This is a genomic window from Duganella caerulea (assembly GCF_040362985.1).
GTDB classification, from domain to species: domain Bacteria; phylum Pseudomonadota; class Gammaproteobacteria; order Burkholderiales; family Burkholderiaceae_D; genus Rugamonas; species Rugamonas vulcania.
In genome coordinates, this window is sequence record NZ_BPWJ01000001.1 from 398,173 (window position 1) to 420,866 (window position 22,694).

General features: G+C 58.2%; 17 protein-coding genes. 9 read left to right on the forward strand and 8 right to left on the reverse strand.

Annotated elements, in window-relative coordinates:
- The first annotated feature begins 203 nt into the window (after nt 1-203).
- The 4 genes from ACUJB0_RS01700 (at nt 204) to ACUJB0_RS01715 (ending at nt 3,386) form a co-directional block, all read left to right on the forward strand.
- The gene (locus ACUJB0_RS01700) at nt 204-1,418 is read left to right on the forward strand and encodes a hypothetical protein (protein WP_444843688.1); all 1,215 of its coding nucleotides are present in this window, start codon (nt 204-206) and stop codon (nt 1,416-1,418) included.
- A gap of 170 nt (nt 1,419-1,588) precedes the next feature.
- Complete coding sequence (locus tag ACUJB0_RS01705; RefSeq protein WP_444843689.1) at nt 1,589-1,957, forward strand: hypothetical protein; 369 nt, start codon at nt 1,589-1,591, stop codon at nt 1,955-1,957.
- A gap of 195 nt (nt 1,958-2,152) precedes the next feature.
- Complete coding sequence (locus ACUJB0_RS01710) at nt 2,153-3,025, forward strand: hypothetical protein (protein WP_444843690.1); 873 nt, start codon at nt 2,153-2,155, stop codon at nt 3,023-3,025.
- Entirely contained in the window at nt 2,940-3,386 is a 447-nt protein-coding gene (locus ACUJB0_RS01715; RefSeq protein WP_444843691.1) for a hypothetical protein, read from the forward strand. The genes ACUJB0_RS01710 and ACUJB0_RS01715 overlap by 86 nt, the downstream gene beginning before the upstream one ends.
- Nucleotides 3,387-3,944: 558 nt before the next feature.
- Here ACUJB0_RS01715 and ACUJB0_RS01720 read toward each other — a convergent pair.
- The 4 genes from ACUJB0_RS01720 to ACUJB0_RS01735 all read right to left on the reverse strand — a co-directional run bounded on the left by ACUJB0_RS01720 (nt 3,945) and on the right by ACUJB0_RS01735 (nt 6,785).
- Nucleotides 3,945-4,514, reverse strand: coding sequence for a hypothetical protein (locus ACUJB0_RS01720; RefSeq protein WP_444843692.1), 570 nt, complete (start codon nt 4,512-4,514; stop codon nt 3,945-3,947).
- Between the two features lie 18 nt (nt 4,515-4,532).
- On the reverse strand, nt 4,533-5,831 hold the full coding sequence (locus ACUJB0_RS01725; protein ID WP_444843693.1) for an SMODS domain-containing nucleotidyltransferase: 1,299 nt from the start codon (nt 5,829-5,831) through the stop codon (nt 4,533-4,535).
- Nucleotides 5,828-6,442: an SLATT domain-containing protein gene (locus ACUJB0_RS01730; RefSeq protein ID WP_444843694.1), complete on the reverse strand. Its 615-nt coding sequence runs from the start codon at nt 6,440-6,442 to the stop codon at nt 5,828-5,830. Before ACUJB0_RS01730 ends, ACUJB0_RS01725 begins: the two co-directional genes overlap by 4 nt.
- A 100-nt stretch (nt 6,443-6,542) precedes the next feature.
- Complete coding sequence (locus ACUJB0_RS01735) at nt 6,543-6,785, reverse strand: hypothetical protein (RefSeq protein WP_444843695.1); 243 nt, start codon at nt 6,783-6,785, stop codon at nt 6,543-6,545.
- Between the two features lie 283 nt (nt 6,786-7,068).
- Between ACUJB0_RS01735 and ACUJB0_RS01740 the strand changes: the two genes are divergently transcribed.
- The 3 genes from ACUJB0_RS01740 (at nt 7,069) to ACUJB0_RS01750 (ending at nt 13,205) form a co-directional block, all read left to right on the forward strand.
- Complete coding sequence (locus ACUJB0_RS01740; RefSeq protein ID WP_444843696.1) at nt 7,069-7,866, forward strand: hypothetical protein; 798 nt, start codon at nt 7,069-7,071, stop codon at nt 7,864-7,866.
- A complete protein-coding gene (locus tag ACUJB0_RS01745; RefSeq protein ID WP_444843697.1) occupies nt 7,863-9,122 on the forward strand; it encodes a tyrosine-type recombinase/integrase in 1,260 nt (419 codons plus the stop codon). The genes ACUJB0_RS01740 and ACUJB0_RS01745 overlap by 4 nt, the downstream gene beginning before the upstream one ends.
- Before the next feature lie 231 nt (nt 9,123-9,353).
- On the forward strand, nt 9,354-13,205 hold the full coding sequence (locus ACUJB0_RS01750; RefSeq protein WP_444843698.1) for an SIR2 family protein: 3,852 nt from the start codon (nt 9,354-9,356) through the stop codon (nt 13,203-13,205).
- A 73-nt stretch (nt 13,206-13,278) separates the two neighbouring features.
- On the opposite strand, the gene ACUJB0_RS01755 is transcribed toward ACUJB0_RS01750, so the two are convergent.
- Genes ACUJB0_RS01755 through ACUJB0_RS01770 form a run of 4 tightly spaced genes read right to left on the reverse strand, consistent with a single transcriptional unit; the run spans nt 13,279 to nt 19,665 of the window.
- Nucleotides 13,279-14,142 (reverse strand): DUF7281 domain-containing protein, encoded by an 864-nt coding sequence (locus ACUJB0_RS01755; protein ID WP_444843699.1) that lies wholly within the window; start codon nt 14,140-14,142, stop codon nt 13,279-13,281.
- The gene (locus ACUJB0_RS01760) at nt 14,139-15,371 is read right to left on the reverse strand and encodes a hypothetical protein (protein ID WP_444843700.1); all 1,233 of its coding nucleotides are present in this window, start codon (nt 15,369-15,371) and stop codon (nt 14,139-14,141) included. Before ACUJB0_RS01760 ends, ACUJB0_RS01755 begins: the two co-directional genes overlap by 4 nt.
- Nucleotides 15,372-15,377: 6 nt before the next feature.
- Nucleotides 15,378-16,001 (reverse strand): condensin complex protein MksE, encoded by a 624-nt coding sequence (locus ACUJB0_RS01765; RefSeq protein ID WP_444843701.1) that lies wholly within the window; start codon nt 15,999-16,001, stop codon nt 15,378-15,380.
- Nucleotides 15,994-19,665: an ATP-binding protein gene (locus tag ACUJB0_RS01770; RefSeq protein WP_444843702.1), complete on the reverse strand. Its 3,672-nt coding sequence runs from the start codon at nt 19,663-19,665 to the stop codon at nt 15,994-15,996. The genes ACUJB0_RS01765 and ACUJB0_RS01770 overlap by 8 nt, the downstream gene beginning before the upstream one ends.
- A 186-nt stretch (nt 19,666-19,851) precedes the next feature.
- Here ACUJB0_RS01770 and ACUJB0_RS01775 point away from each other — a divergent pair, with 186 nt between their 5' ends.
- Nucleotides 19,852-20,625 (forward strand): helix-turn-helix transcriptional regulator, encoded by a 774-nt coding sequence (locus tag ACUJB0_RS01775; protein WP_506737530.1) that lies wholly within the window; start codon nt 19,852-19,854, stop codon nt 20,623-20,625.
- Nucleotides 20,626-20,854: 229 nt separating this feature from the next.
- The gene (locus ACUJB0_RS01780; RefSeq protein ID WP_444843704.1) at nt 20,855-22,504 is read left to right on the forward strand and encodes an ATP-dependent nuclease; all 1,650 of its coding nucleotides are present in this window, start codon (nt 20,855-20,857) and stop codon (nt 22,502-22,504) included.
- Nucleotides 22,505-22,694: the final 190 nt, after the last annotated feature.

A 22,694-nucleotide genomic window follows, 5' to 3' on the forward strand; every position in this document is an offset into this window, starting at 1 on the left:
CAGCGTTATGAGCTTTCCCTGAAATTTCGTTTTTCACAGGCCGGGAGCGATTTCCACGGCGCCAGGTGTTTGCATATTTGCATGCTAAAATAACATCACTTCCATGATCTTGAGTTTTGCGGGCAAGTGAGGAAGGCATGCTGGCGATGCCGCAACAATCCCGTATCGCCTTTTGATTCGTTACACAAACGAGGGAGTCCAGCTTGAACCTAACCATGAAACACCTGCGGCAACTAGGAGCCGCGAGCATGCTCGCGGCCATGTCGCTGCTGCCCGCATATGCGGCCGATTTCACGACCGTGATGAACAATAATCTCTCCACCACCGGCGAAGGGCTAGTCAATCCTTCCTTTGGAAAGCAGATCAAGAACCTGATGATCTATCAGGCGGGCGGCTGGGCTGGATTTCCCGAGGTGGCAGCCGCGCAACCGCAAAGCTATGACCCCACATGGCCACAGGTAGGCGGGGTCAACAGCTATTTGCTGCGCAATCCGGAAATTTTGCTGCGCCAGATGGGCCAGATTAAATCTCTGAATGCCAATACCGCAATCGCCGTATTGATCATGCCGCCCGAGGAAGCGGATTTCCCCAGTGTGCCATTGAATCTCAAGAAAAAATTTGGCGCCTGTCTGAACGGTAGCTGGGCAGGGCAGGATAACTGCTCCGGAGGGGACGGATGGAAGCGGCCTGATGAAATGTTTGCCCTGGTGAGATGGGCCGCCTGGATGAAAGGGATCGAGGTCGCACCGTTTTTCTCCATCAACAATTACGACCACGAGAATGAAATTGATCGTGGGACATACGTCTTACCCAAGCTAAAGCGCCTGGTCACATGGGTACGCTCCATGACCGATGCCACCAGCCTGAAAACGGTGGACGGCAAAATTGTCATCATGACTGAAGGACTTCCCGACAACACAAAGCTCTCCGACCAACAACGGCAGGATCTCCTGTGGTGGATGGGCCAGCAGTTGGACATACTCTGGCTGGACAATCTGGCGATTCCCTTCAACAATCCTCAGTCGCTGATGAACTACCCGAATATATACGTCAGCGGACAAATCGCCCCGCCCCTGGACGTCCCCAATCCCTTGACCAGCGACTACGCCACTGACGGGACATGGTGCCCTACACCGGATGCGCAAACCTCATTGAAATCCATGTTCGGCCCTCGCTACCGCTGGAGTTTCACTGATCGATTTGGAAAAACCAAAGCCGACATGTTCAGTTACAACCATAAAGTATGCGAGCCTCTCAGAATGCGCTGGCTGAATATCGCCCCTTATGACTCGACAATGTACCCCGTCATCATTTCGCAATGGAATGAGTACGGGGAATTCCTTTACTTCGAACCCAGTCAATTCGATGGCAATGCTGAGTTTAATTATCTGAGCTGGCGACTCTCCCAGCAGCAGTAAATTTGCCACTGAATCCGGCGGCGGTGATCTATTTCCCGGAGCACTGTGAACGTGGAACCGGATTGGCGGTGTCGTCGACGGCACAGAATGGAATCGACCAGACGAAGTCGGCTTGGGTCGCGAATTGCGTCAGGTCGGCCTGGTCGACGGCGATGGGGGCATAGGGGGGATTGCCGCTGGTCGAAGCCGCAAACCAGCTTGCATCCACCGGGCCTATCGACGCCAGCCCGCTCAATCTATCGAAGCCGGCACTCGTCGTTGCCTTCCCTTTGTTGTCGAACGCTGCGCGACTATGGCATGTCATGCAGGACGATTGGTTCACGAAACCGTTTTCGGTGACCGAGTTGCCCAGGCGGATAGCTTGCCCGGCGCGCCGGCTGTACGCCTACCACACCCAGTGCTTGAACAGCCTGTTGCGCAAGGCGTTGGATCGCAAGGACATGCTGGGTGAAATTCTGGTCGGCTATCGCATTGCCGACAACGCGGACGGAAAAACAGACCCGTGCCCGGTGATCAATAACGCCTGCTTGGAAAAGTAAGGGCGTTGAACGGGGCGGGGCGATCAGCGAATCTTTTTGCCCACCGTGACAATCAGTGACATTTAAGTGAAGGTCTTCCGGGCAAAATTGTTGTTTGACCCAACATCATCAGCCAAGTAGGGCATGCGCGGCGGTCGCGGATGCGGCTTGGCTGATGTTGCTACATCGCCGACCAACTTTTTTCAGGAACATCGCATGACAGTCCACGAGCCGGATATTCAAAGTTATCTCACCGAAGCCATACCGGGCTATCTGCAGATCTTGGGCGATTTCGGGACAGGATTTCACCCGTTTTGCCGCAGAACGCCACCTAACGGCGAACAGCCGACCCAGTTGCCGCGTGGCCTGGGCCTGGATGTGCTGTCGATCATCGACGCCAAGCGCATCCTGGCGCTGGAACTCAAAAAAACCGATCACGAGACAAGGACACTGGGTGATTTCCAGCCGGGGCAAAAAGCGTTCCTAAAATACGTCGACCAGCTAGCGTTCTGCAACGCTTATCTCGTGTTTGACCGCATGCCAAGCCTGAATTTGTATAGCGTGAAGGGACTCCGGGCGCAGCAGGTAGCGCGGCTGAACCGTATGGCCGCCGTTCCTCCACAGCTGGTCGATGCGGTGGAAGCATCGCCTGCGTCCTATATCGGCCTTGGCGCCATTGGGTCGACTATGCTGGACGTGGTGACCCGGATCGTCTTCGATCTTCCACAGGGGGAGGCGGACGCGTATGCGTTAATGGACTATCTCGGGGAACATGTCGATGAGATCAACAATTGCTTCTTCTGGTTCTTTGGCGAGGACTATGCGCTCGGACTGACGCTGGAGGAATTCAAACGATCGTTTGCACACCTGGCAGATGTCAGGGCAAGCGCGACCGGCGAAGGCCTTCGAACAGCGTTTGAAGCCTTGCGGAGTGTCAGGAACAAAAAAGACTCCACCGCGCAGGAATTGACGGATGCCGAGACGGCTTATCTCACTGCGCGCGATGATCACCTGGCGCAAGCGCTGGCTGTTGCAAAAAATCCTGACGACGATAAAAAAGGGGGCGGCGGCCCACGCAAGATTTTCTGATAAGGGCCAACCGGAGGATCCGCGCGAGCGGCTTGGCATAGACCTACAGAACCGCATGACGTTAAATGCCGGGTTGGTTCATAATGGCCACCCCAACAGTCTGGAGGCAAACATGCCGCTATATCAAGTCCGGTATCGAGGTGACAAAGAATTGAGCTTTAATTCTCCTAGTATTCTGCGTGAGGAACAGATCGTTGAGCGTGTGCTGGCTGAAGAGCAAATTGCGCCGCGCCTGTTGTTGGATAAACCGCGTGGGGGTAAGCAAGAGCCAGGCCCCAGTCTGCAGGAAGTCATCGCTGCAAACAACCTTGCGCCAATAGTGTACACAGAGGACGAAAGTGAACCGATCACCATTGCGTGATCTGATCAGGCCGCCTAAGGGCGGCCTTTTTTGGAAAGGCCTGCTCATTTTACATAATATAAATTATGCGAAATACAGCCATTGCCGCCTCAGAGCTGCCGCCATCCACAGTGCGCTAACCTAAATCTGTAGCCAACCATAACCTAATCGTTGAGCCGCCTTGTGTTTTGCCTTGGTTTCAGCTGTTGGCTCAACATTTAGGTGACTGAGCCAACAAATTCACGGCGGCTCAACAATTGCGTCAATTTCGTTTTTAAACGTATTTTCGTCGTTTGAAATCACCTAATGATCACGCCAACGTGCGAACTTGCCGCTGCGCCGACACGGCGGCCCAGCGTTCAGGTTACTCACCTCATTCTCGCATTGGCTTGACCTTTACGTTAAAACTCCACGGTCCGCCCCAGTCGGCCCTCCCACGACGACGTAATTCTGCAACCATCAGAACCTGATCGTTGGGCCAATCTAATTACGTGAAATCGGCATCTCTGAAGAATGAAAACGCCAGATCGCCGGGTTCGCCCGGAAGTGAGACCGCGGACTAAACTCCCCGATATCTCGCTAGGAGAAAGGATCATCCGGCACGGGAAGCGTCAAAGATATCGCGCCATAGAAGGCTTGCGCGCTGTCCTGGGTCAGGTCCGCCAACCTGGTCGAGCTACCGGTTCCGACAATTAATAATTTCGCGCGGCTGCCAAGAGCCAAATTGGTGGCGTCCCGGCACGCCTTTAACGCGCGCAGTGTGCGGATGCCTTCCCGCGAATCCGCCCAGGCGTCGACGTTTTCGATCAGCATTACCAACGCTGTCCCGCCGTTTGTGATGTGGAGAATCAGGTCGTTCAGATCATTGGATTGTCGCTCCCGTCCGCCGACTCTTGTTTGAGCTCCGGCTGCCGCAGTCACCCTTTCAAGCACGTCGCTGCCTGAAAACTCACTCGCGCACAAGCGCACCACTTTGGCGCCCGACCCAAGCAGGCAATCCTCGAGTGCATCGAGAAAAAGAGCCTGCAGCGCGGCGTTCTTGCCGGCCGCGACAAAGACACCTGACTGATACCCTTGATCGAGCGCGAACGCTGACAGCAAATCGCGGCAAAGTTCGGTGGCGAATCGATCGAGCACAATGTTCGGCATCGGTTTGACGGGAGCGTCCTATATCTGGATAGGCACGCTGATGATGTCCCGGGCCACGCAGATGCCATCCTTAATAATATACGCTTCGACGTAATGGTCGCCGCCAAAGGTGGTCGATTCCACCAGCGATTGGCCGCCGCGGTCGGAGACGATCTGGCCCCGTAGCATTTTCCGCCTTTCAGCCTCGGGGCCGACATTGCGTACCTTCCACATCAACTCATACGGTTTGGGCACATCGCATGACTCGATATGGAAACGCAGGTCGCGGCCGTGTGCAACGAGCTGTGCGCCCGCAAGTATGCGCTTGAGCAGGCCGACCGTTTTGACCTCGCAATCGATGGACAAGTCATATGAAACATCCACCGGGAACAGCTCCTCGATGAAGTGCTCCCCTGGAGCCCGCTCGCTGTGGATGGAATCCGACGCCATGGCCTTCTCCAGCTGCACCTGGTGCAGAGGGAACGACCTGCCAAACACCTCGCGCCAGAGCTTGGACTTTTGGGTCAGGGATGCGTCGTCCACAGCCTCCTGACATTTCGTCGCAGCCTTCTTCGCCTTAGTCTGAAACTTCCCTTTCGAATGCACCCGCTGGCCACTGCCCGGCGCCGCCCAATAATCCTGATGGTCCAGGCCCCCGAGGTAGGCGAAGAACGTCGCCATCAGTTTGTCGTAGGACGAGTACGTGGCGTTGTTGAACTCCTTGTGTTGACCGAAGAAGTTATAGACGAGCGTGTCGATCAGCATACCGCTCATGCTGACGCCATGGTTGTTCTTCCAGGCACGCACCATCTTGCACACATGCTTATAGTTCCTGTTCGTTTCACCGTTACGCTTTTCGACCGCATCCATTTCCTGGATTGGCTTGCACACCCGCCACGAGCCCCCGCTGTTCGCGTCCGGGAAGCGGTAGCCGTCGGCATCCTTGTCGACAAACGCCGGCAGGACTTCGACGACGAAGCCGCTGAATTTGATGACTATAACCTGCCCGTCGCCCTTGATTTCAGTTTTTGGATACCGCTTTTTCAAGGATTCACGCACCGCCTGAAGTAGCTGGGAGGGGCCGTTATTCTGGTAGGCATTGTATTTTTCATAGAGCGACCAAGGCAGTTCGATGGCCATATCCAGGTCGCTGATGCCGTGAATCGCGGTGCGTCGGCCGTACGAACCGATCTGGCGGCGGTACAGGACGCCGGACTCCAGATCCCGAAAGTCCTTGTTCAGACGCATCGTGATGTTCGCGTAGGCGGTCGAGATCGCATCGGCATTCTTGACGGTCAGGTTGTTGCGGAATTCCTGGAATAGTTGTGCGGTGGTCATGGTTGGCAGCTAAATATGTGAAGAACGGCGTTGAAGTGGCGTACCAGCCAGACGAGCGCGGCAAGGCTGACGCTGATCGAAAACAAGGTAAAGCCCAGAGGCAGCTTGTCACGGAGCAGCCTGAATTTGAGCTGCTCGTCCATCCAGCCGGTTTGCGCTTGCCAGAAGAATTTATAGTGGGCATACCAGTCGCTCAGAAACAGTTGCTTCGGGATGCCCAGCCGCAGTGCTTCTTCCTGAATCCTGCGATGGTCTAGCAACAATGTATCCAGATTGGCGTCCGCCGGCGCCGACTTCACCTTCTGATACAGCTCGCGCAGTTCGTGCAACTTGCCCGTCAAGGCGCTGCCGGCCTGGTGATACTTGTCCTTGTCCGCCGCGTAGAAATTCAGGTAGATCGACGCGACGCCGATAGCGATAAAGGCTGCCGCGACCTGCTTTTCCTCGAACGCCGGTACGAATAACGCGTAGATGCCGACCACCAGCGAAATGAGACCGGTCCACCCGGGAAGTTTTTCGACCATGTCAAAGGTTGCGAGGTGCTTTTTGGCGGCGTAGCCGACGTTATAACCGGTCTCGGCGATCAGCCTGAGCAGCGCGTCCTGGTTCATTGTTATTCGATTCCCTGAGTAATGTTTTCCACCAGATAAGGATCAATGTTCATTTTTCAACCCTGGACTGACGGACATCCGGCACGCGGCTGCGAGCGTGTTATCGCTTCTTGATCGACTGGGAGGTGACGGATCCGGCCAACTGCTTGGTTACCGCGCTGGCGTTGGCGTTTTTGAGGGCGGCGGAGGCCTTCGCTTCCATCGCCTTGCCAGTCACCTTGGCTGTGCCTGCTTGAGCCAGCGCGCTTCCTGCCAAGCTGCGTTGCAGCGCCGACGCGTTGGCATTGCCCAGTGTGCGTCCTGCAGTCGAGGCGACTTTGCCTCCGGTGGATTTTCCTGCCATGCCGTTCTCCTCAAGATTCATCAATGAAACCCATATATAGTGTTTCAAGTTCCAATGTCAACTATACGTAGTATTTTACGGAATTCAAGTAATTTTTCTGCAATGGATGAAAATTCAATATTGGTGGTATTGGGGAGCGAGAAGAACACCATGATCTGTTCCACGAGCGGACGTTCTATTTCATAAAAAAACTTACCTTAATCCGTGCTAAGGTAAGCTCTGCAATTTGACGATATTAAATATCCCTGTTAATGTACCTGCATAGCCAACGCAAATTCCCACCATGGGCCGTCCTCCTTTCTCCCTGTCCGATCCGCAGGCGCGCTTGTTGACCCAGCGCGTGGCCGAACTTGAGCTCGCCTGTCCGTCCGGCGGCAATTCCCACCGCCCCTTCGTGCGCGGGTTCATCCTCGCCGTGCACGAAGCCACCGGCCAGTTTTTCAGTCCGACGATCTATCGGCGCCTGCTCGCGGCCTACGCGCCCGCCCGCCGCCCGTCGACCGTGACGCTCGCGGACGAAAAGGACCGTCTGGCGCACGAGCTGGGCCAACCACCCAGCCCGGCGCCGACCAACAGCGCGCCCAGCGCCCCGCCCGCTCCCGCGCCGGATCTGCACACGCTGCAGGCGCGCATCGCCGAAGCGGTCGAACACGGTTTCAACCGGGCACGCCAGGCACAGCGCACCGACAGCGCCGAATCGCGATTCCTGCTCAATCGCCTGCAAGAGGCGGAACAACAGCTGGCCGACCTGCGCGCCACCGCAGCTTCTTTGGCCAGCGAACTGGCGGTGGCCAGGCAGAGCGCCCGGCAGCACGCCGAGGAAGCTGCCCGGGCCAGCGGGGCCCTCGCCCGCCAGGCAAACAGCGTGGCCGCGCTCACCGACGAAATGGCGCAGCTGCGCAAATTCGCCCTGATAGCGATCGACGAGGCCCGCGGCGAGGGCCGGGCCTGGAAGGAACGGGCGACCGCCCTGGAGGCGCGGCGCCAGGCCGACGCCCGGCTGATGGAATCGTTCCGCCGGCTCGCGTATCAAAAAGGGGCAGAGATCCCCCCTGAACTCACGAAGGAGCACCCGCGTTGAACGAGCTGATCGACACCCCGCCATCACTCCCCTCCCCGATGCCGGCCGTCTCGCACGGCCTGGGGCCCGTCGCCGACGACTGGGAGGCCGCCGAGGTCTGGCTGCGCGCCATCGCCAGCCGCGGCCGGCGCAATTCGCCCGAGACGGTGGCCACCTACCGCTACCACATCGCCAAGCTGCGCTGGTTCTGCGAGCGTGTCCACGGCGTGCGGCCGTCGCGCTGGAGCGTGCAGGACGTCGAGGCCTTCTACGACTTTTTGGCCGGGGTGCCCGACTGGGCGCTGTGCGCGCGGGACGACAGCAGCGGCGCCTTTGCCGGCATCGGCGACGAGGGATATTCGCCGTTCCGCAAGCAGCCCTCAGCCAGCAGCCGCTCCGACATCCAGCGCTGCATCCACGCGATGTTCCGGGTCTGGCGCGAGATGGGCTACATCGCCATCAACCCGATGGGACTGCACGGCGCCGGCACCACCCGCAAGATCAACGCCCACCGTGCCGTCACGCCAGACCTGTACGACCTCGTCCTGGACGCCATGGAGGTCGCCGAAAAGGTCACGTTCGCCAGCCGCCAGGCCTACACGCGCGACCGCTTCATCTTTATTGCGCTGCGGGAGCTGGGCCTGCGCGCGAGCGAACTGATCAAGGCCACCATGGGCGCGTTTCACTGCCTCACTGATCCGAAAGACGGCAGGACGTATTGGGTCATGGTCGTGCGCGAGGAAACGGCCAAGGGCCGCAAGGAAAGGACGCTGCCGGTCACGAAGGCGGTGATGGCGGCGTTGGGCGCCTACCGGGAGGCGTTCGGGATGGACACCCTGCCCGCGCCGCTGGAGACGGGAGCGCTGATCCTGTCGCCGCGCACCGACCGCAGCACCGTCACGATCGGCGGCAAGGCGGTGCGCGACGTGGAGTCGCGCCGGTTCTTCCAGGCCTGGCTGCCGGTGACGACGCGCCACGGCCTTTACTACATCGTCAAGGGCAGGCTCACCCGCACCGCCGACGCCCTGGAACAGGCGGGCGACGTCGCCGGCTGTGCGCAGCTGCGGCTAGCCTCGCCCCACTGGCTGCGCCACACGTTCGCGAAATCGGCGCTGCTGACCGGCCAGGATGTCCGGCATGTCGCCGCGCTGCTCGGGCACCGGGATCTGGCCACGACCATGGTCTACACCGAGCAGGATGCACTGGACCTGATCCGTGCCACCAACGTGGCGAGCCCGGGCTTGCTTGCCGAACAGGTGGCGGTGCCACCGGCGTAGGCGTTCGGCGCACCACGGGGCGCTGGGGTCTCGTCCTTTCAATGGCGCATATCGGATGGCGCGAAGCCACTCCGGACGAGCGCACCGTCCGTCTCCTTGCGCCGGCCGCGCAATGTCGGCGGCCGATGCGCCAACACTCGCCGTGACGGCGAGGCGCACGACGGCCTGCGCCTGGCGCTAGGACATATTGGTGAAGCAGTCGGACAACTGCGACTATAATCGCTGGGCATCATGGCGCCAGTATCCAAGGCCGCTTTCTTCGTTTCACGCCCTGTCACCGCACGCCGGCGCGACGTTCCCTCTTTTCACTTGGTTTTACTTATGAGTCAAACAATACCGCCCATTCCCCCGCAGATTCTGAACGCGGCAGAAAATAATGACCTGGTGATATTTGTAGGGGCCGGCGCATCAAAATTATGCGGCAGCCCTGACTGGCGTGGCTTTGCCGACGGGGTGGTCGGGGAGCTGAGAAACTCGGGAATATTGAATTTCCTGGCAGGCGAACAATTGAAATCCATACCCGACGCTCGCCGTACCCTGTCGGTCGCCATGAATCTGGCAAAGACAAATCGCGTTGAGATCAATTATGAAACGATCTTGCATCCGGACGAGCCAAAGGAGCGTGGCGCCCGCTTGTACGAAATACTGAAGGAACTCAATTCCATTGTCGTCACCACCAACTACGACAAATGGCCGCACAAGGCCGGCCGGAGCCAGATCACCATGGGAGGCCTGGATGACGCCACTCTTCCCGATGGGCTGCCCAGGGACTATCTGGACGCTAAATACTATCGAAGTGAGCATTTTCTCCCCTATCTGCTCACCGAAAAAGGCGCTGTTATCCATCTTCATGGGAGTTACAAGGACGAGGACTCCATGATCATCTCGATGCGCCATTACATGCGGCACTACGCCGATGATAGGGTCATCAAGTTTCTCAATCACTTGTTCACGCATTGCACCGTCCTGTTCCTCGGCTACGGCGTCGCGGAGCTCGAGATACTGGAGCATATTATTCGTTCCAACGATCCCGCGGGCAAAAATTCCGGCGCCGAACCCAGACATTTTCTGCTCAATCCCATTCAGTCGCACCGGGTGAAGGAGAATGAATTTACTGAAAGTTATTTTCGGGACGAGTGCGGCATCCGTGTCATTAATTATGAGATCGACGAAAAAGGCTATGACCAGGTCGTCGACGTGCTGGAAACCTGGGCACCTTCGCTCAAAGCCAAAACGCCGTCATTGCTCGATTACCAGCATCAACTACAGTTGTTCATCAACGATGTGCCGGAAGCGATAAACCGGACGTCGGCCATCAGGCTGGTACTTGGTCAGCCGGGCCTCACGCCATTCTTTTTAAATTCGATCAAAGATCCAGTATGGTTGGATGAACTCGACACGAACGGGTTCTTTGCGCCGACAACCATGCCCCCTTTGGTGATCACCGACGAGCCCGACGGTAGTCGCCTGTATGACGCGCCGCGCTGGCCGCCGTTGCGATATCTGGAAAACATTGCGCCTCTCGTCGACGCCGACGAGGCAGAGCGCATCATGGCGATCCTGCGCGGACTGACCGCGTATGGAAGCGAGGTTCAATTTGACAACTGGCGCGTCTGGGCGAGTTGCGCCACGATCATGTCCCTGCTCCCTCTCCATGTGATCCAACTGACGGATATGAGCATGATCGAGCTTTGGTTGAACACGAGGTTCAACGCGGATCTCATCGGCCACAATGTTTGCACTGGCATGCTGCCGCGTCTACTGGAAAGCCCGACGCCCGGCGACGCGGACAAGGCACTGGCGCTGATCAAAAAAATCACCGTAGAGCAATCGGATGGTGAACAGAAATCCTTGCTCCAGACGCACTATCTTAAAGACGCGCTGGAAGGATATGGCGAGCGGCTGGGAGAGCGGTGTGGCGAGGCTGCCGTGGGGCTGTTTATCCGGCGCCTCATGGGGGCCATCGGAACACCGGACGATGACAGGTATACCTATGTTCACCGCAAGGCGATAGAAGAACACCAGCAGGACGCTTATGCGGGCGAGAATCTGACAAGCGTGTACATCGATGCCCTGCGTGATGCCATGACCGGCTTTATCCGAAAAGATAAGGCAGCTGCCGCGGCGACGCTCGCGTCGCTGCTGACGTCGGATTTTCCCTCCATTGTCCGCGTCGGAATATATATCGGCGACAAACACTTCCCTCTCCTTGCGGATGTGCTGGAGCAGCACTTCAAGCCCTCCTGGCTGATCAAGCCGGAATTCTGGCATGAGGCCTATTGGCTGGTCAAACACAACTACGCGAATTTCCCGCCGATGTTGAAACAAAGGTTTCTCGATCTGGTTCAGGCGTTGCCAGGCGACTGGAACGAGGAGGATCCACGCACCGCTGAGTTTAAGGAGTACCACCGTCGCGATCTGCTGAGCGCCATTGCCGGTCAGGGCGATCGCGCTGTCGACGCATGGTACCAATCCCTGACGCAAAGATTCGGCGCCGCCCACGAGCACGTGGACTTTCAGTCCTACTCCTCCGGCGGCTCGGTGGGCTCCGCCACCCCGAAGACGTCGGACGAGTTCCTCACCATGAGCGCCGATCAATTGCGGGATTTCATGGCAACCTTCACGCCCGACCGGAGCGCTTTTGACGGGCCGTCGTATCGGGGCGCCGCCGGCAATTTGCAGGAGGCTGTCAAGGCGAGCGAAGATGGTTTTGCTGGAAAATTCGACCTGTTCGCCAATGTCCATCCCGCCTATCAGCACGGCCTGTTGTCGGGCCTGAAGGATCGCCTCGCCCTGGCAACGAGTCCATTCGACTGGCCTGCGGCGATGCGGTTGATTGCCACCGTGCTCACGAATATCAATCCGGCGAGCGCTCCAGGCGACCAGTCCTTCGCCAGCGTTTTCGAGCCGACGTCGCTGTGGGTGCTGACCGACGTCGTCGACCTCCTCAAGGCCGGTTTTCAATCGAGCTCCCATCCTGTTCCGCCAATGCTGCAGGATGAATGCCTGACAATGATCCTCGGCTTGCTGAAGCTGAGCACGCCCCATGACACCTCCGATGTCAAGGATGCCGTGTCGACGATGATCAATAGCCGTTACGGCAAGGCGCTGGAAGCGTCCCTCGTCGCAGCGCTTGCCATGGCGCGAGGGGACAGCTCCGGCGAGGATGCGCGCCGGGTCTGGGCGGCGCTGCGCCCCATTTATTCGGAGGCCCTCGATGCGAGCGAGGCCGGGCTCAACCTTGAATTCGCCACCTTCGGGGGGCTGTATTGTGTCAACTTGCACTTTCTTGATGCAACCTGGGTCTTAACCAATTTCAACCGGTTGTTTTCGTTGAAAAATAAGGCAGCATGGATCTGCGCGGCGCAGGGATTTTCGTACCAGAACCACCTTTATCCTTGGCTGCACGCGCTGCTGCGCGATGGCGGGCACCTGTACCGGATGATTTATGAGGACGCGCTCAAGGACCAAGTCCAGGAGCGTGCCATGCAATTCTTGGGCTTGGCCTATCTCCATGACGACCTAGAGTCGCTTGATAATACGGGCGGGCCTCCTGGGTTGATGGCGCGCGTCATCGATGATCTCAATACGGACGCACTGACGCGTCTGTGTTGGTTCTTTTGGACGCTTCGCACCCAAGGGCCTACAGGCGTCGCGGCGCCTAAGATTGTGGCCTTTTGGAAAAGACTGGATCAGACAATCAGCGCGTCTGGACAAGAGCATACCGAGCTCCTCTCGGCTCTGAACTCGCTGGCCGTCTTTTTAGATGTGCTTGACGATTCCACTACACCATTGCTACTCAATGCGGCGCTACACGCCAATGTGAAATTCCATACCCACACCCTGGTGTCCGAACTGCGGCGTTTGTCTGAATATAATGCCCACGCGGTGAGTGAAATTTTCGATGCCGTTACCAACAGATTCCTGCCAGACTTCGAGCAAGAAGATGTAGTGGCAATTGTCGAACACATCGCCGATTATGGCGAGGTTGAAACCGCGCGCAAAATCTGTAACAAGTACAATGAAAAAGGGGTAACTTTTTTGAACCCGCTTTTCGAACGGATTCGCACATTCAAGGACTGATTGAGTTTTGTCCATCACCGCCGTCAAGCATTACGATAGGTCACGGTCACATGGCGTTCCTTGCGGCGCCACGCTATCGCCCCGCCGCTTTTGCTTGAAGCGGCTTGCGAAGGCGTTCCTGGGGGAGCGCGTTCCGGCAGGATTTCACGATCGCCCACAGCCGGCGCACGTCGGGATGTCTGGCCTGCTCCAGCACCGCCTGGGCGCCTTGCAGCTGTGCCAAGTAACGCTTCTGTAACCTCGATGTCGTCAGCATAGCGCGTAGTACGTTTTCCGCCGGCGCAAGTACCCCTGCCAGGTGCGGAAGACGCAGTGCGATCGCCAGGCCCTCCGGATCGTAGTCGGGCGCCGACCAGACCGGGCGTCCATAGCCTTTCAGGAATTCCATCGACGCGCCGATGGAGGTGTGTGCTCCGCCCCGCCATAAAATCAGCGGATTGTCGCCGGCGGGTCCGAAATCGAGGTCCAGTTCGTCAATGTGTTCGAAGACCTCCCAGTTTTCGATGACGATTACTGCATCGTGGCTCAGGCCATCAATTGCCTCGCCGATATCCCATTCGAGATTGGCCCGCGGTGGGATCAAGATCGCTTCCCTGCCCCATTGCAGCGGACGTCCCGGGAGCGCCTTGAGCACGATCCGGTTGGCGCGCACGGCCAGTCCCGCCCATTTCTCATCCGGCCCCAGCTCCAGCGCTGCCCGCCGGCTCACACCGGACCAAGCGTCGGCCGGGGTGGCTGGATCGATGCTGTCGGCGCGCAACCAGTCGCAGATGCGCACCTTGTGAGCTGGCATGAAGAGGATGCTACTGCCCTGCCGCACACCGATCCCGCTGTCGTCCACGAAAGCGTTCAACGTTTTCGTTGCGGGGAATAGCACGCGCTCCGACGGGCTTTGAACGACTCGCAGCAAGCTTTGAGTAAGCAGTTTTGTCGTCATCGGCGCACTCTCGATAGCAATATATCGGTCACGTAGATGTTTCCGCACAACGGGTCAGTCTCCAAAGTGACCGGATCAAAGCTGACGTCGGCGCTGCGCCGACGCTTCAGCGAGCCTTCATGTAGCAGGCAGAGCAGCCAGATATCGTCATCGAGACGCGCTAATTCGTGCTTATGCGCCTTCCATGCGAGCGCGGAAACCGGGGCGTCGCCGAGCTCGCCTAGTAGTGCCGCGAGAGCGTTCTGCCAAGTGTTTGAACTCTCCACTTCGTTGTCCGACGCGGGTGTCTCGGGCAGTAGGGAGCCGAAGCGCGGCGGAGGATCGACGGGCGGCCTGATACAGGGAATGGAGAGGGCGACGTCGTAGAGCATCTGTTCCTGCAACGGATTTTGTACACACGGATGCGCCCGCAAGGAAAAGCCAGGTGCACGCCGAGCCCACGCTGGCGCGTCATCGAATACTTCCATCTCCTGAGGGACGTAGGACGGACTACGTTTCAAAAACAGTTCGAACGCACGCATGCGTTTTGCAAGAAGTTCGATCTGTCTGGTGCGAAACAGGTAATCGCGCAGGATGGCGGTGATGTCGAGCAATTGCGCGCGCCACTGCGGCAGATGCTGGACGATCTGGGAGCGATACGTTTCGCACATGCGCTCCCCCTCGGGCGTGCTTTCTAACGTGTGCATCAAGTTGCTGGACTGGATCGCCCCCAGAGCCTGGCTGATGCGTTCGACACGCTCCAGATAGAATTCGTTCTGCGCACGCTTCTCCGCATAGGTGGGAACATTGGCGAAACGATTGTCGGCCAAGATGCGCAGGAATTGCAAGGCGACGGTCACGCTATCGGACAAGGCGAATACGGCGCGATCGAATTCGTCGATGTAGCGGTCCGCGTCGTCCGAGCGGCCGTCAAACACTGCGTTGGCGACCAGATCGGCGATCTCCGGCAGCCGCCGGTCGAGGTCAGCCACGTCGGCGCCGACCATGGAATAGAGCCGGTCCACGTGGAGCGTCTCGTCGAAATGCTTGGCCAGCGAACTGGCCAGACGGTACGTTCCTTCCTTGAAAGGGACTAGGATACGCGCCTGGTTCAGCCTGAACAGGCCCCGTCCCGCGTCCGGATCATCGCTAGGGCCGACTTCGCCTTGGTGATAAGCGGCGGCAATGAGCTGTCGATGCTTATACAGCTCGATCAGGTGGGTGACGACAAGATCTAGATGGTCGGGCATAAGGGCCTAAAACAAACGTGGCAGCGGGGCTTCGTCTTCCTCGATATCGTCGCCGATGTTTTCGGCGGTCATCAGGAATTGGACGATTTCGGTGAGGTATTCGATCTTTCCTGTGACCTGGAAAATTTCGCGCTCGGCGTTCACACAGATAAGGTAGCCTTCGTCCACCAGCAGCTTCAAATGCCTGTCCAAGCTCCCCCGCAACTTGCCGTCGGTAGCCCCACCTCGCCCGACATTGCCCAGCGCTTGAAACTCAGCACGCAGGCCGGGATTGCCGTCAATCGCGGCCATGAGGGCGTGCGCTTCGATTTTGTCGCCTCGGGAGTAGAAGACCTCCAGTCCGCTGGCGCGCATCGCTTTGACGAAGAAATCGACAAGGAAGCGCACTTTCTGCTTAATGCGCGTGAACTCCTCTTTGATGGCGCGCTTCTCGTCGGGGCCAACACGTTCGTAGGCGGCGTACCAAGCCCCGCTTTGCTCGGTCATGACGAGCGTGCGACCGATCCGCGTCAGATAGGCGTTGACGTCCTTCTGGTTGGACTCGATGGCAAGGAAACGATACGCCTCGGGGTGTCGTACTTCGCAGATGAATTCGCCGCACAGCAGCAGCGGCATAGCCTGCTCAAACATCGCTCACCTCCGCGATCACGCTCTCTGGCCGCTCGCCGGACGCGGAGAGGGTCGGGTCATAAATGCACCGATCGAGCTTGATCGAGCGCCGATGGCGGAACAGTGCGAGCACGTCCGGATCAGGGTCCGGACAGGCCGAAACCAGCGTGATGTTGTTTTTTCTTAAAATGTCCATCAACAATTCCACATTTCCCAGGTCGAGGTCCTTGATCTCATCAAGGGCCCAGACGACATTGACCTGCGCGCCGCCGCGGATGCGGTTGATGAAGGCCACGAAAATGAGAACGATAACGATATACGATAGGCCGTTCGAGGAAATGGTCTCCAGGTCTTCCGCCTTCCTGAACGGACGCCGGTTGCCGTTTTCGACGACCTCGCCCTGGATGCGAACGAGACTGGTCAGCTCCGCCTGAATACCCTCCTTCAAATGCCAGTGGTCGAGCAGTTCGCGTAGCGTTGTGGCGAACGCCGCCGGCGGCAGATCGACCAACTCACCTCCCGACCAGTCGTTGCGCGCTTGAATGACTTTTTCAATGGTGCTCCAATAGTCCAGTTCGCGAATCGAAGACACAATTTCCACGTTCAGCTGGCTGATACTTTCAAACCCTTGGTTCGCGTTCAAGCTGTCCTGTAATTCCCTGTTAAATTGCTGCACTCTTCGGTGAAAACTATCCATCCTGTTGCGAAAGTCCCCCACAGCTTCCGCGATGGTGCGGGCGTCGACGCGCAACAGGTTTTGATAGTGAACGTGCTCACTGGAATACCACGCCTTGAAGGCGGGCACCCATTCCCTCGCCTGCGTCGCGCGCTCCGGTCCGATGGACTGACGGTGGGTGTCATAATATTGGTCCGACGGAGAGAGGCGATGTGCGGTAAAGGCTTTTTTGATGGCGTCGATCTCGCGCGCAAGACGCTCTTCACTTGATTTCAATTGCCCCATCTGCAACACGTATTGACCAATGAGCGCCGGCAATTGCCAGGCGGCGTCGAAAGCCGGCACGGCGTGCGCCGGGATTTCGTAGGGCGCGAGCAGCTGAACATGTTTCGCCACCTTCTGCTGTTCCGTCGCCAGCTCGTCGATGCGTTGACGACTTGCCGTCAGCTCCCGCGCACGGCGCGTCTTGTCTTCGTCCCACGACTTCATGCACGTCAACTTGGCCTGTTCTTGCTTTTTCTTGCTCTCCTTGGCAAAAGCAAGTGCCTCCTCATGTGAGGCGCGCTGGCTCCATTCGGAGGCAAGCCAGAGGCGCCAAGCCGCCACGCGATTGCGTGTCTGGTCGATCACGCGGAGCTGCTCTCGTTCCACCTTGATCTGCGCTTCCAGTTGGGCCAGGGCGGTGGTGTCAACACCGTTGTCCTTGAGTTTGGCGGTCCGGTCTTCCTCGATCTGGGCGCGGCTGAGGCTATAACGCTTCTCGGCCTCATCTGCCCTGGCGCCAATGTCGCCCATCATCTCGTCAAGCGCGCGCAGCGCTTCCGCACCGCGCGCATTCCGTTGGGTCAGCAGCTGCGCAATACCGCTTTCGACGCCACGGCGATATGCCGCCAGGCGTTCCTTCGCTTGCGCGGCGATGACGCTGGCCTCGGTATTGGCCAGTCGCGCCAGTTCGGCGGCGGCATCGCGGCTGCGCCGCACGTCCGCGCGTGTGGCGCTCAACAGCTTTTCGGCCGAAGCCAGGGCGGCCCTCGCGCTGGCCGCTTCCGCCGCGAGTAAACGGGCCGTCTCTTGGGCGGCGTTGCGCTCGGCGCCTTGCTGTGCCAGGACTGTTTCCTGTTGGGCGACACGATCCTTGGCCCGTTCGATGTCTTCCTGTGTCGCGCCGATCTTGCGCTGCAGCGCGGCCTCGTCGGCGATCAGCGGAGTGTCAAGCACATCGAGATTGAGGCGCAATCCATAGATGCTATCGGTAAGTTCACCAAGCACAGGCGCAAGGTCCGTGCGGGCTAAGATATCTTCACGCAGCACCTTGGCGATATCCTGTGTCCATTGAGGATGCTGGCTGCGCAGCGCATAGAGAACGCTCTCATGGTCGGGCGCGGCATGCATGAGCAGCGTGTTGAGCCTGGCATGTGCTTGCGTCACTTCCGCCTCGAGGATGCGCAACTGGCTTTCCGCGACGTCGAAGGCGCGTCGCGCCTTTTCCTGTGCTTGACTGGTTGCCGCCTCTTGCGCAGTGCAGTCCTCCAATGTTACGCGCGCCTGCGCCACCTTCGCCTCCTGCTGCGCGGCGACTTCAACCAGGCTCGCATCGGGTTGGGGATGTTGCAATTCGGCTGCCGCCAATCCCAGTGCCACGTTGGCCGCTACCAGCTCTTCTTGCAGAGCCTGCTCTTGCGGGATCGCCAATTGCCGCTCCTGCTCCCTTCGTTCGTCGAACTCGCGCGCCACCTGCGCCATTCTGAGGTGATGGTCCTGTCGCGCACCGCTGCGCAGCCGCTCAAATTCATTAACTCGCAGGCTGTGTTCGAGGTCGAGGTTGCCGGCCAATTTTTCGTACTGCTCCTGGATGTTCGACTGCGCGTGCAGCAGGAGATTTTTGCGCGCCTCCAGCCGCGCGCTCGCCTGGACAATCTCGCCTTCCCGTTCAGCGAGCGCCGCCTTGTCCGCCACTCTCTCTTGCTGAAATTGTTCGCCTTGTTTGGCGAGCCGATTGAGCTTACCTTGGGCATCGTTGATCGACAATTCTGCTTGGTGGATGCGCTCGACGATGGCGCTGCGCAACTGTGTAAAATGCCGATCCGCGTTGGCTTGCTCCTCAAGCGACTGGTCAAGCGTCAGCTGCTCACTTGTGCGGCGCATCCGCAGACTGTCGTCGAGCGCCTGGAAGCGACCGTAGAGCCCGCGCAGTTCCTGCTCGGCGGCCAACGCGGTCAGGTAGGCGTCGTCCACGTCGACCATCCGCTGCGATTGGGCCATCACGACCGAATAGCTATGATAAGCGTCCGGCCAACTTTCCACCTTCTTGCGTTCCATTCCCAAGGAGATCTGCCCGACCGCGTCGGTAACAGTGGCGACGATCATGCGCTGCAGATCGGGGAAGTTCGTCTTGCGCGTAAACATTCCAAAGACGATACGTTCGATATGCGGAAGCGGCTGACTGGCGGGACAAAAGGCGTACGCCAGAAGGTCGCGCCGATGTTGCTTCAAATCATTTCCGTGCACACGCTTTCCCTGAATGATGGCGCGGTACTGGTCGAGACGCATTTTGCGGCTGCAGGTAACGCCCCGCAGCTTGAATCGCTCAGGCAAATTCGCACTGGCGACCAACGACTTGCCATCCTCGTGGACGAACCAGTCACGCTGGTAAGCGCCATCGACAAAGCGGTACTCCACGCCGTCGCCCGTTGCATCCGAACACAAGATGGCACAACACATGACATCGTGCCGCTGGTACTCGAAGACGATGTAGGACGTCGACCTGGGTAAATAATATCGCGCAAAGTTCTGCTGATTGCTGACCGGTTTAACAATGCGGTCCGGGCGTTCGCCGTAAAATGCCGGGATGAGCTTTAACAGCGATGTCTTCCCCCTGCCGTTACGCCCTGTGATGGCCGTCCCTCCCTCCAGGGGGAGTTCGGTGATTCGGCCTGCGGTGTACGAATCGACCATGATCAATCTATTCACCGCAAAGCGGTTTACCAGGGCCGGAATGTCGACGATCATGGAAACTCCTATTGTTTCGCCAAGGGCAAAAAAGGGTAAAGACTATTTATCCGTAAATTTATTATACATATACATAAACTTAACGTTTGTGTTAGCATCTGTCAATACTGTATGAAATCACAGGATACTCGCGTGACCATTCCCCGTAGTGCCCCGATATCGCCTTGCGGCCCGGCACCTTTGTCGATGAGCGTTCGACAGAGGCTAATGCATATTGAGCGCTGCCTCTTCTGGAAAGGCGAAGTTCAACGAGCAGACCTGGTCGATACGTTCGAGGTGACGGCCGTGCAGGCGGCGAACGACTTCCGTCTGTACATGGAAATCTTTCCGGGGAATATGGCGTATGACCGTTCGCTCAGAAGGTACGTACCGCAGACCGTCTTTTCTCCGGCGCTGATTCGCCCCGAGACGCTGGACGAATTCGCCCTCATGCCCTCGGCGCGGGTGCCGGTGGCCCATTGGCCTCTTCCTGTGCGCCGCGCCACTCCGGAAGTGCTGCTGGCGATAGTGGCGGCCGTTCGGGAGCGGCGAAAGATCGAGGTCCAATATCAATCGATGAGCGGCCAGGTGCCCGAATGGCGGTGGTTGTCCCCGCACGCGTTCGCGTCCGATGCCGAGCGATGGCATGTACGGGCTTTCTGTCATACGCGGCAGCAGTTCCGGGACTTCGTGCTGGGCCGGATACTGGCGACGCGCGCTGTCGACGGCTCGGACATCGATCCTATGGCCGACACGATTTGGCACAGCTATGCGGATGTGCTGGTCACCCCGAACCCCCGGCTCGAAGCGGAGCAGCGGCAGGCGATTGGCGCCGAGTATCAGTTGCCGCCCGATTTGGAGCTGGTACTCAAGCTCAGGGAATCAATGCTCTTCTATGTCAAAGCAAAGTTCGACCCAAATGGCACCGAGCACCCTGCGGCCCATCAGCTGTTTGTGGCGGCGTTGAAGACGTCGCGATAGCTCAGTTGAGGTGGAACAAGCGGGCGTTATCGCCGGCTGCGCCCCGCTCTGCAGAAAGCCTCGCCGCACTGGCTGCGCGATGCCTTCCCAACGTGGCCAGCCTGGGCTTGCTTGCCGAACAGGCGACGGTGTTACCGACATAGGCGTACGGCACGCCACAAGGGCAGCCAGCAATAAACACCGCCCTTTTAACCACCATGGGCGCACCTGATACGGCGCCATTCTATCGATGAAGAACCACCTGCAGCAACTCTCGTTTTGCAATATCCGCCGGCTCAATCCTTTCCAAACCTACGAGGAAAACATTTTAGGTGACTGGGCAAAGAAAAGAACCTGGTATGAATTAGGTGCCGTGAATATCTTCATTGGCGCTAATGGAGCCGGCAAATCTACAATTCTCGAGTTGGTTGATCTGTTCCGGAATCCCCAACGTGTCACTACCCTTGCTCGAGAAAATCAGAACCGACACAGCATCACGGCCTGCCATCTGGTGTTCGGGCGCGGTGATGACGTGCGCGTAGTCATTCACCCCTACAAACGCGAAGGCAGGCCACTGGCATCCAATTTGGGAAGGAAAACGAATCCGGTCGATATCCAGGCATTCGAACTGAATGTCCGGACCGCACTCGATGAGTCCCATGAACTGCGGAGGAACATCAGCAAAATTAAGCTCGATTCCGCCACCAGGGCCGAGATTGCGGTAGCGCTTGGTGCAGTGGGCACGCAGGTGCGCTACTTTGATTCGGCGGCAGTAATCAGCGAAGTGGACCTGGTCACTGAGCTCAACGCGGCCCGCGCTCATCTACGCGGAATTTTGTCCCACTTTGAGGTGATGGACCCCGTTGCCGCAGAATCTGGATGGGGCGACTCCGACGATGAGATGGGGGACGAAGGGCTAAAATCGAGTCAATCGTCACCGTTTATTCTCTTGGACGACGGGCGCCTTGCTGTCTATTTGTCGGATGACGTTCAGCAATTTAACCACGTGCAGCTAGCCGCCCTTCCCTCTGGATGGCGTCAGCTCAGCGCCATTCTGGGCTGGCTGCGCAAGTGCCCGACGGGCGCCGTCTGTCTGATCGAGGAACCAGAAACCCACCTTCATCCGCGGCTTCAGCGCTATCTGGCAATGGCCATGGCGGCCATTGCCCGGGACCGCGAACTCCAGCTTCTGATCACCACCCACTCTCCAGTTTTCCAACAACCCTCCGTCTGGCCTGATGGCGCCAGCGTCTTTGAAGCTCGGGCGGGTGTACTGTCGAAGATGACCGACGCCTGGCAAGTGCTTGACGATCTGGGAATTAAAGGTAGTGACGTTTCTCAAAGCAATGGTGTGATCTGGATTGAAGGGCCATCGGATCGCCTATACATCAAGCATTGGTTGAACGTGTACTGCCGTCAGCGTGGTTTAACGCCGCCGGTGGAGAACCGAGACTATGCTTTCTGCATGTACGGTGGAGCAAGCCTGAGTCATTTCTCCGTGAGCGAACTGGACGCGTTCATCGACATGGTCTGCATCAACCGCAATTTGGCGATCGTCATGGACCGCGACAACGACTTTGCCCCAGCCACCAACCGTTGCGTCAATACAGGCTCGGCGAAATGTCGCGTCATCAGCGAACTCCGAACGCGAGATCTTCCCAAGTCGCATCTTTGGATCACAGATGGGTACACCATGGAGTCCTACCTGCCATCTGGGTTCCGTAGTCAGTATTTCGATGAACAGCACGGTCGGCTGGTGCTGAAGGAAAACAAAAATAAGGTCAACGCCGCGCGCAAGTATGTCAAAGACTTTTCGGACTGGGCTGGCTGCAGCCATGAACCTGAGCTCCTGGCGCATATCGAAGCGCTTCATAACTTGATTGGCTCCTGGGATCTGTGACCAAGTGAGAAGGTAAGCGTCTCACGTTGCGCTTCAAGAGCCATTCATCGAGCAGGGCGAACACAACTTCAGCTCCTGCCGGATAATTGCCGCCACGGGCCAGCCAGCAATGACGATCGCCGACTTCACCCTGCTGACGAGAAAACGCCCGGAACAGGCGGCGCGAAACAGGATCAATGCCGCCGAACCG

Bases quoted from the DNA above. Each gene is read 5' to 3' on its own strand.
- ACUJB0_RS01710 (WP_444843690.1), top strand. From the start codon at position 2,153: ATGACAGTCCACGAGCCGGATATTCAAAGTTATCTCACCGAAGCCATA.
- ACUJB0_RS01715 (WP_444843691.1), top strand. From the start codon at position 2,940: ATGATCACCTGGCGCAAGCGCTGGCTGTTGCAAAAAATCCTGACGACG.
- ACUJB0_RS01720 (WP_444843692.1), bottom strand. From the start codon at position 4,514: ATGCCGAACATTGTGCTCGATCGATTCGCCACCGAACTTTGCCGCGAT.
- ACUJB0_RS01725 (WP_444843693.1), bottom strand. From the start codon at position 5,831: ATGACCACCGCACAACTATTCCAGGAATTCCGCAACAACCTGACCGTC.
- ACUJB0_RS01730 (WP_444843694.1), bottom strand. From the start codon at position 6,442: ATGAACCAGGACGCGCTGCTCAGGCTGATCGCCGAGACCGGTTATAAC.
- ACUJB0_RS01735 (WP_444843695.1), bottom strand. From the start codon at position 6,785: ATGGCAGGAAAATCCACCGGAGGCAAAGTCGCCTCGACTGCAGGACGC.
- ACUJB0_RS01740 (WP_444843696.1), top strand. From the start codon at position 7,069: ATGGGCCGTCCTCCTTTCTCCCTGTCCGATCCGCAGGCGCGCTTGTTG.
- ACUJB0_RS01750 (WP_444843698.1), top strand. From the start codon at position 9,354: ATGGCGCCAGTATCCAAGGCCGCTTTCTTCGTTTCACGCCCTGTCACC.
- ACUJB0_RS01755 (WP_444843699.1), bottom strand. From the start codon at position 14,142: ATGACGACAAAACTGCTTACTCAAAGCTTGCTGCGAGTCGTTCAAAGC.
- ACUJB0_RS01760 (WP_444843700.1), bottom strand. From the start codon at position 15,371: ATGCCCGACCATCTAGATCTTGTCGTCACCCACCTGATCGAGCTGTAT.
- ACUJB0_RS01765 (WP_444843701.1), bottom strand. From the start codon at position 16,001: ATGTTTGAGCAGGCTATGCCGCTGCTGCTGTGCGGCGAATTCATCTGC.
- ACUJB0_RS01770 (WP_444843702.1), bottom strand. From the start codon at position 19,665: ATGATCGTCGACATTCCGGCCCTGGTAAACCGCTTTGCGGTGAATAGA.
- ACUJB0_RS01775 (WP_506737530.1), top strand. From the start codon at position 19,852: ATGAGCGTTCGACAGAGGCTAATGCATATTGAGCGCTGCCTCTTCTGG.
- ACUJB0_RS01780 (WP_444843704.1), top strand. From the start codon at position 20,855: ATGAAGAACCACCTGCAGCAACTCTCGTTTTGCAATATCCGCCGGCTC.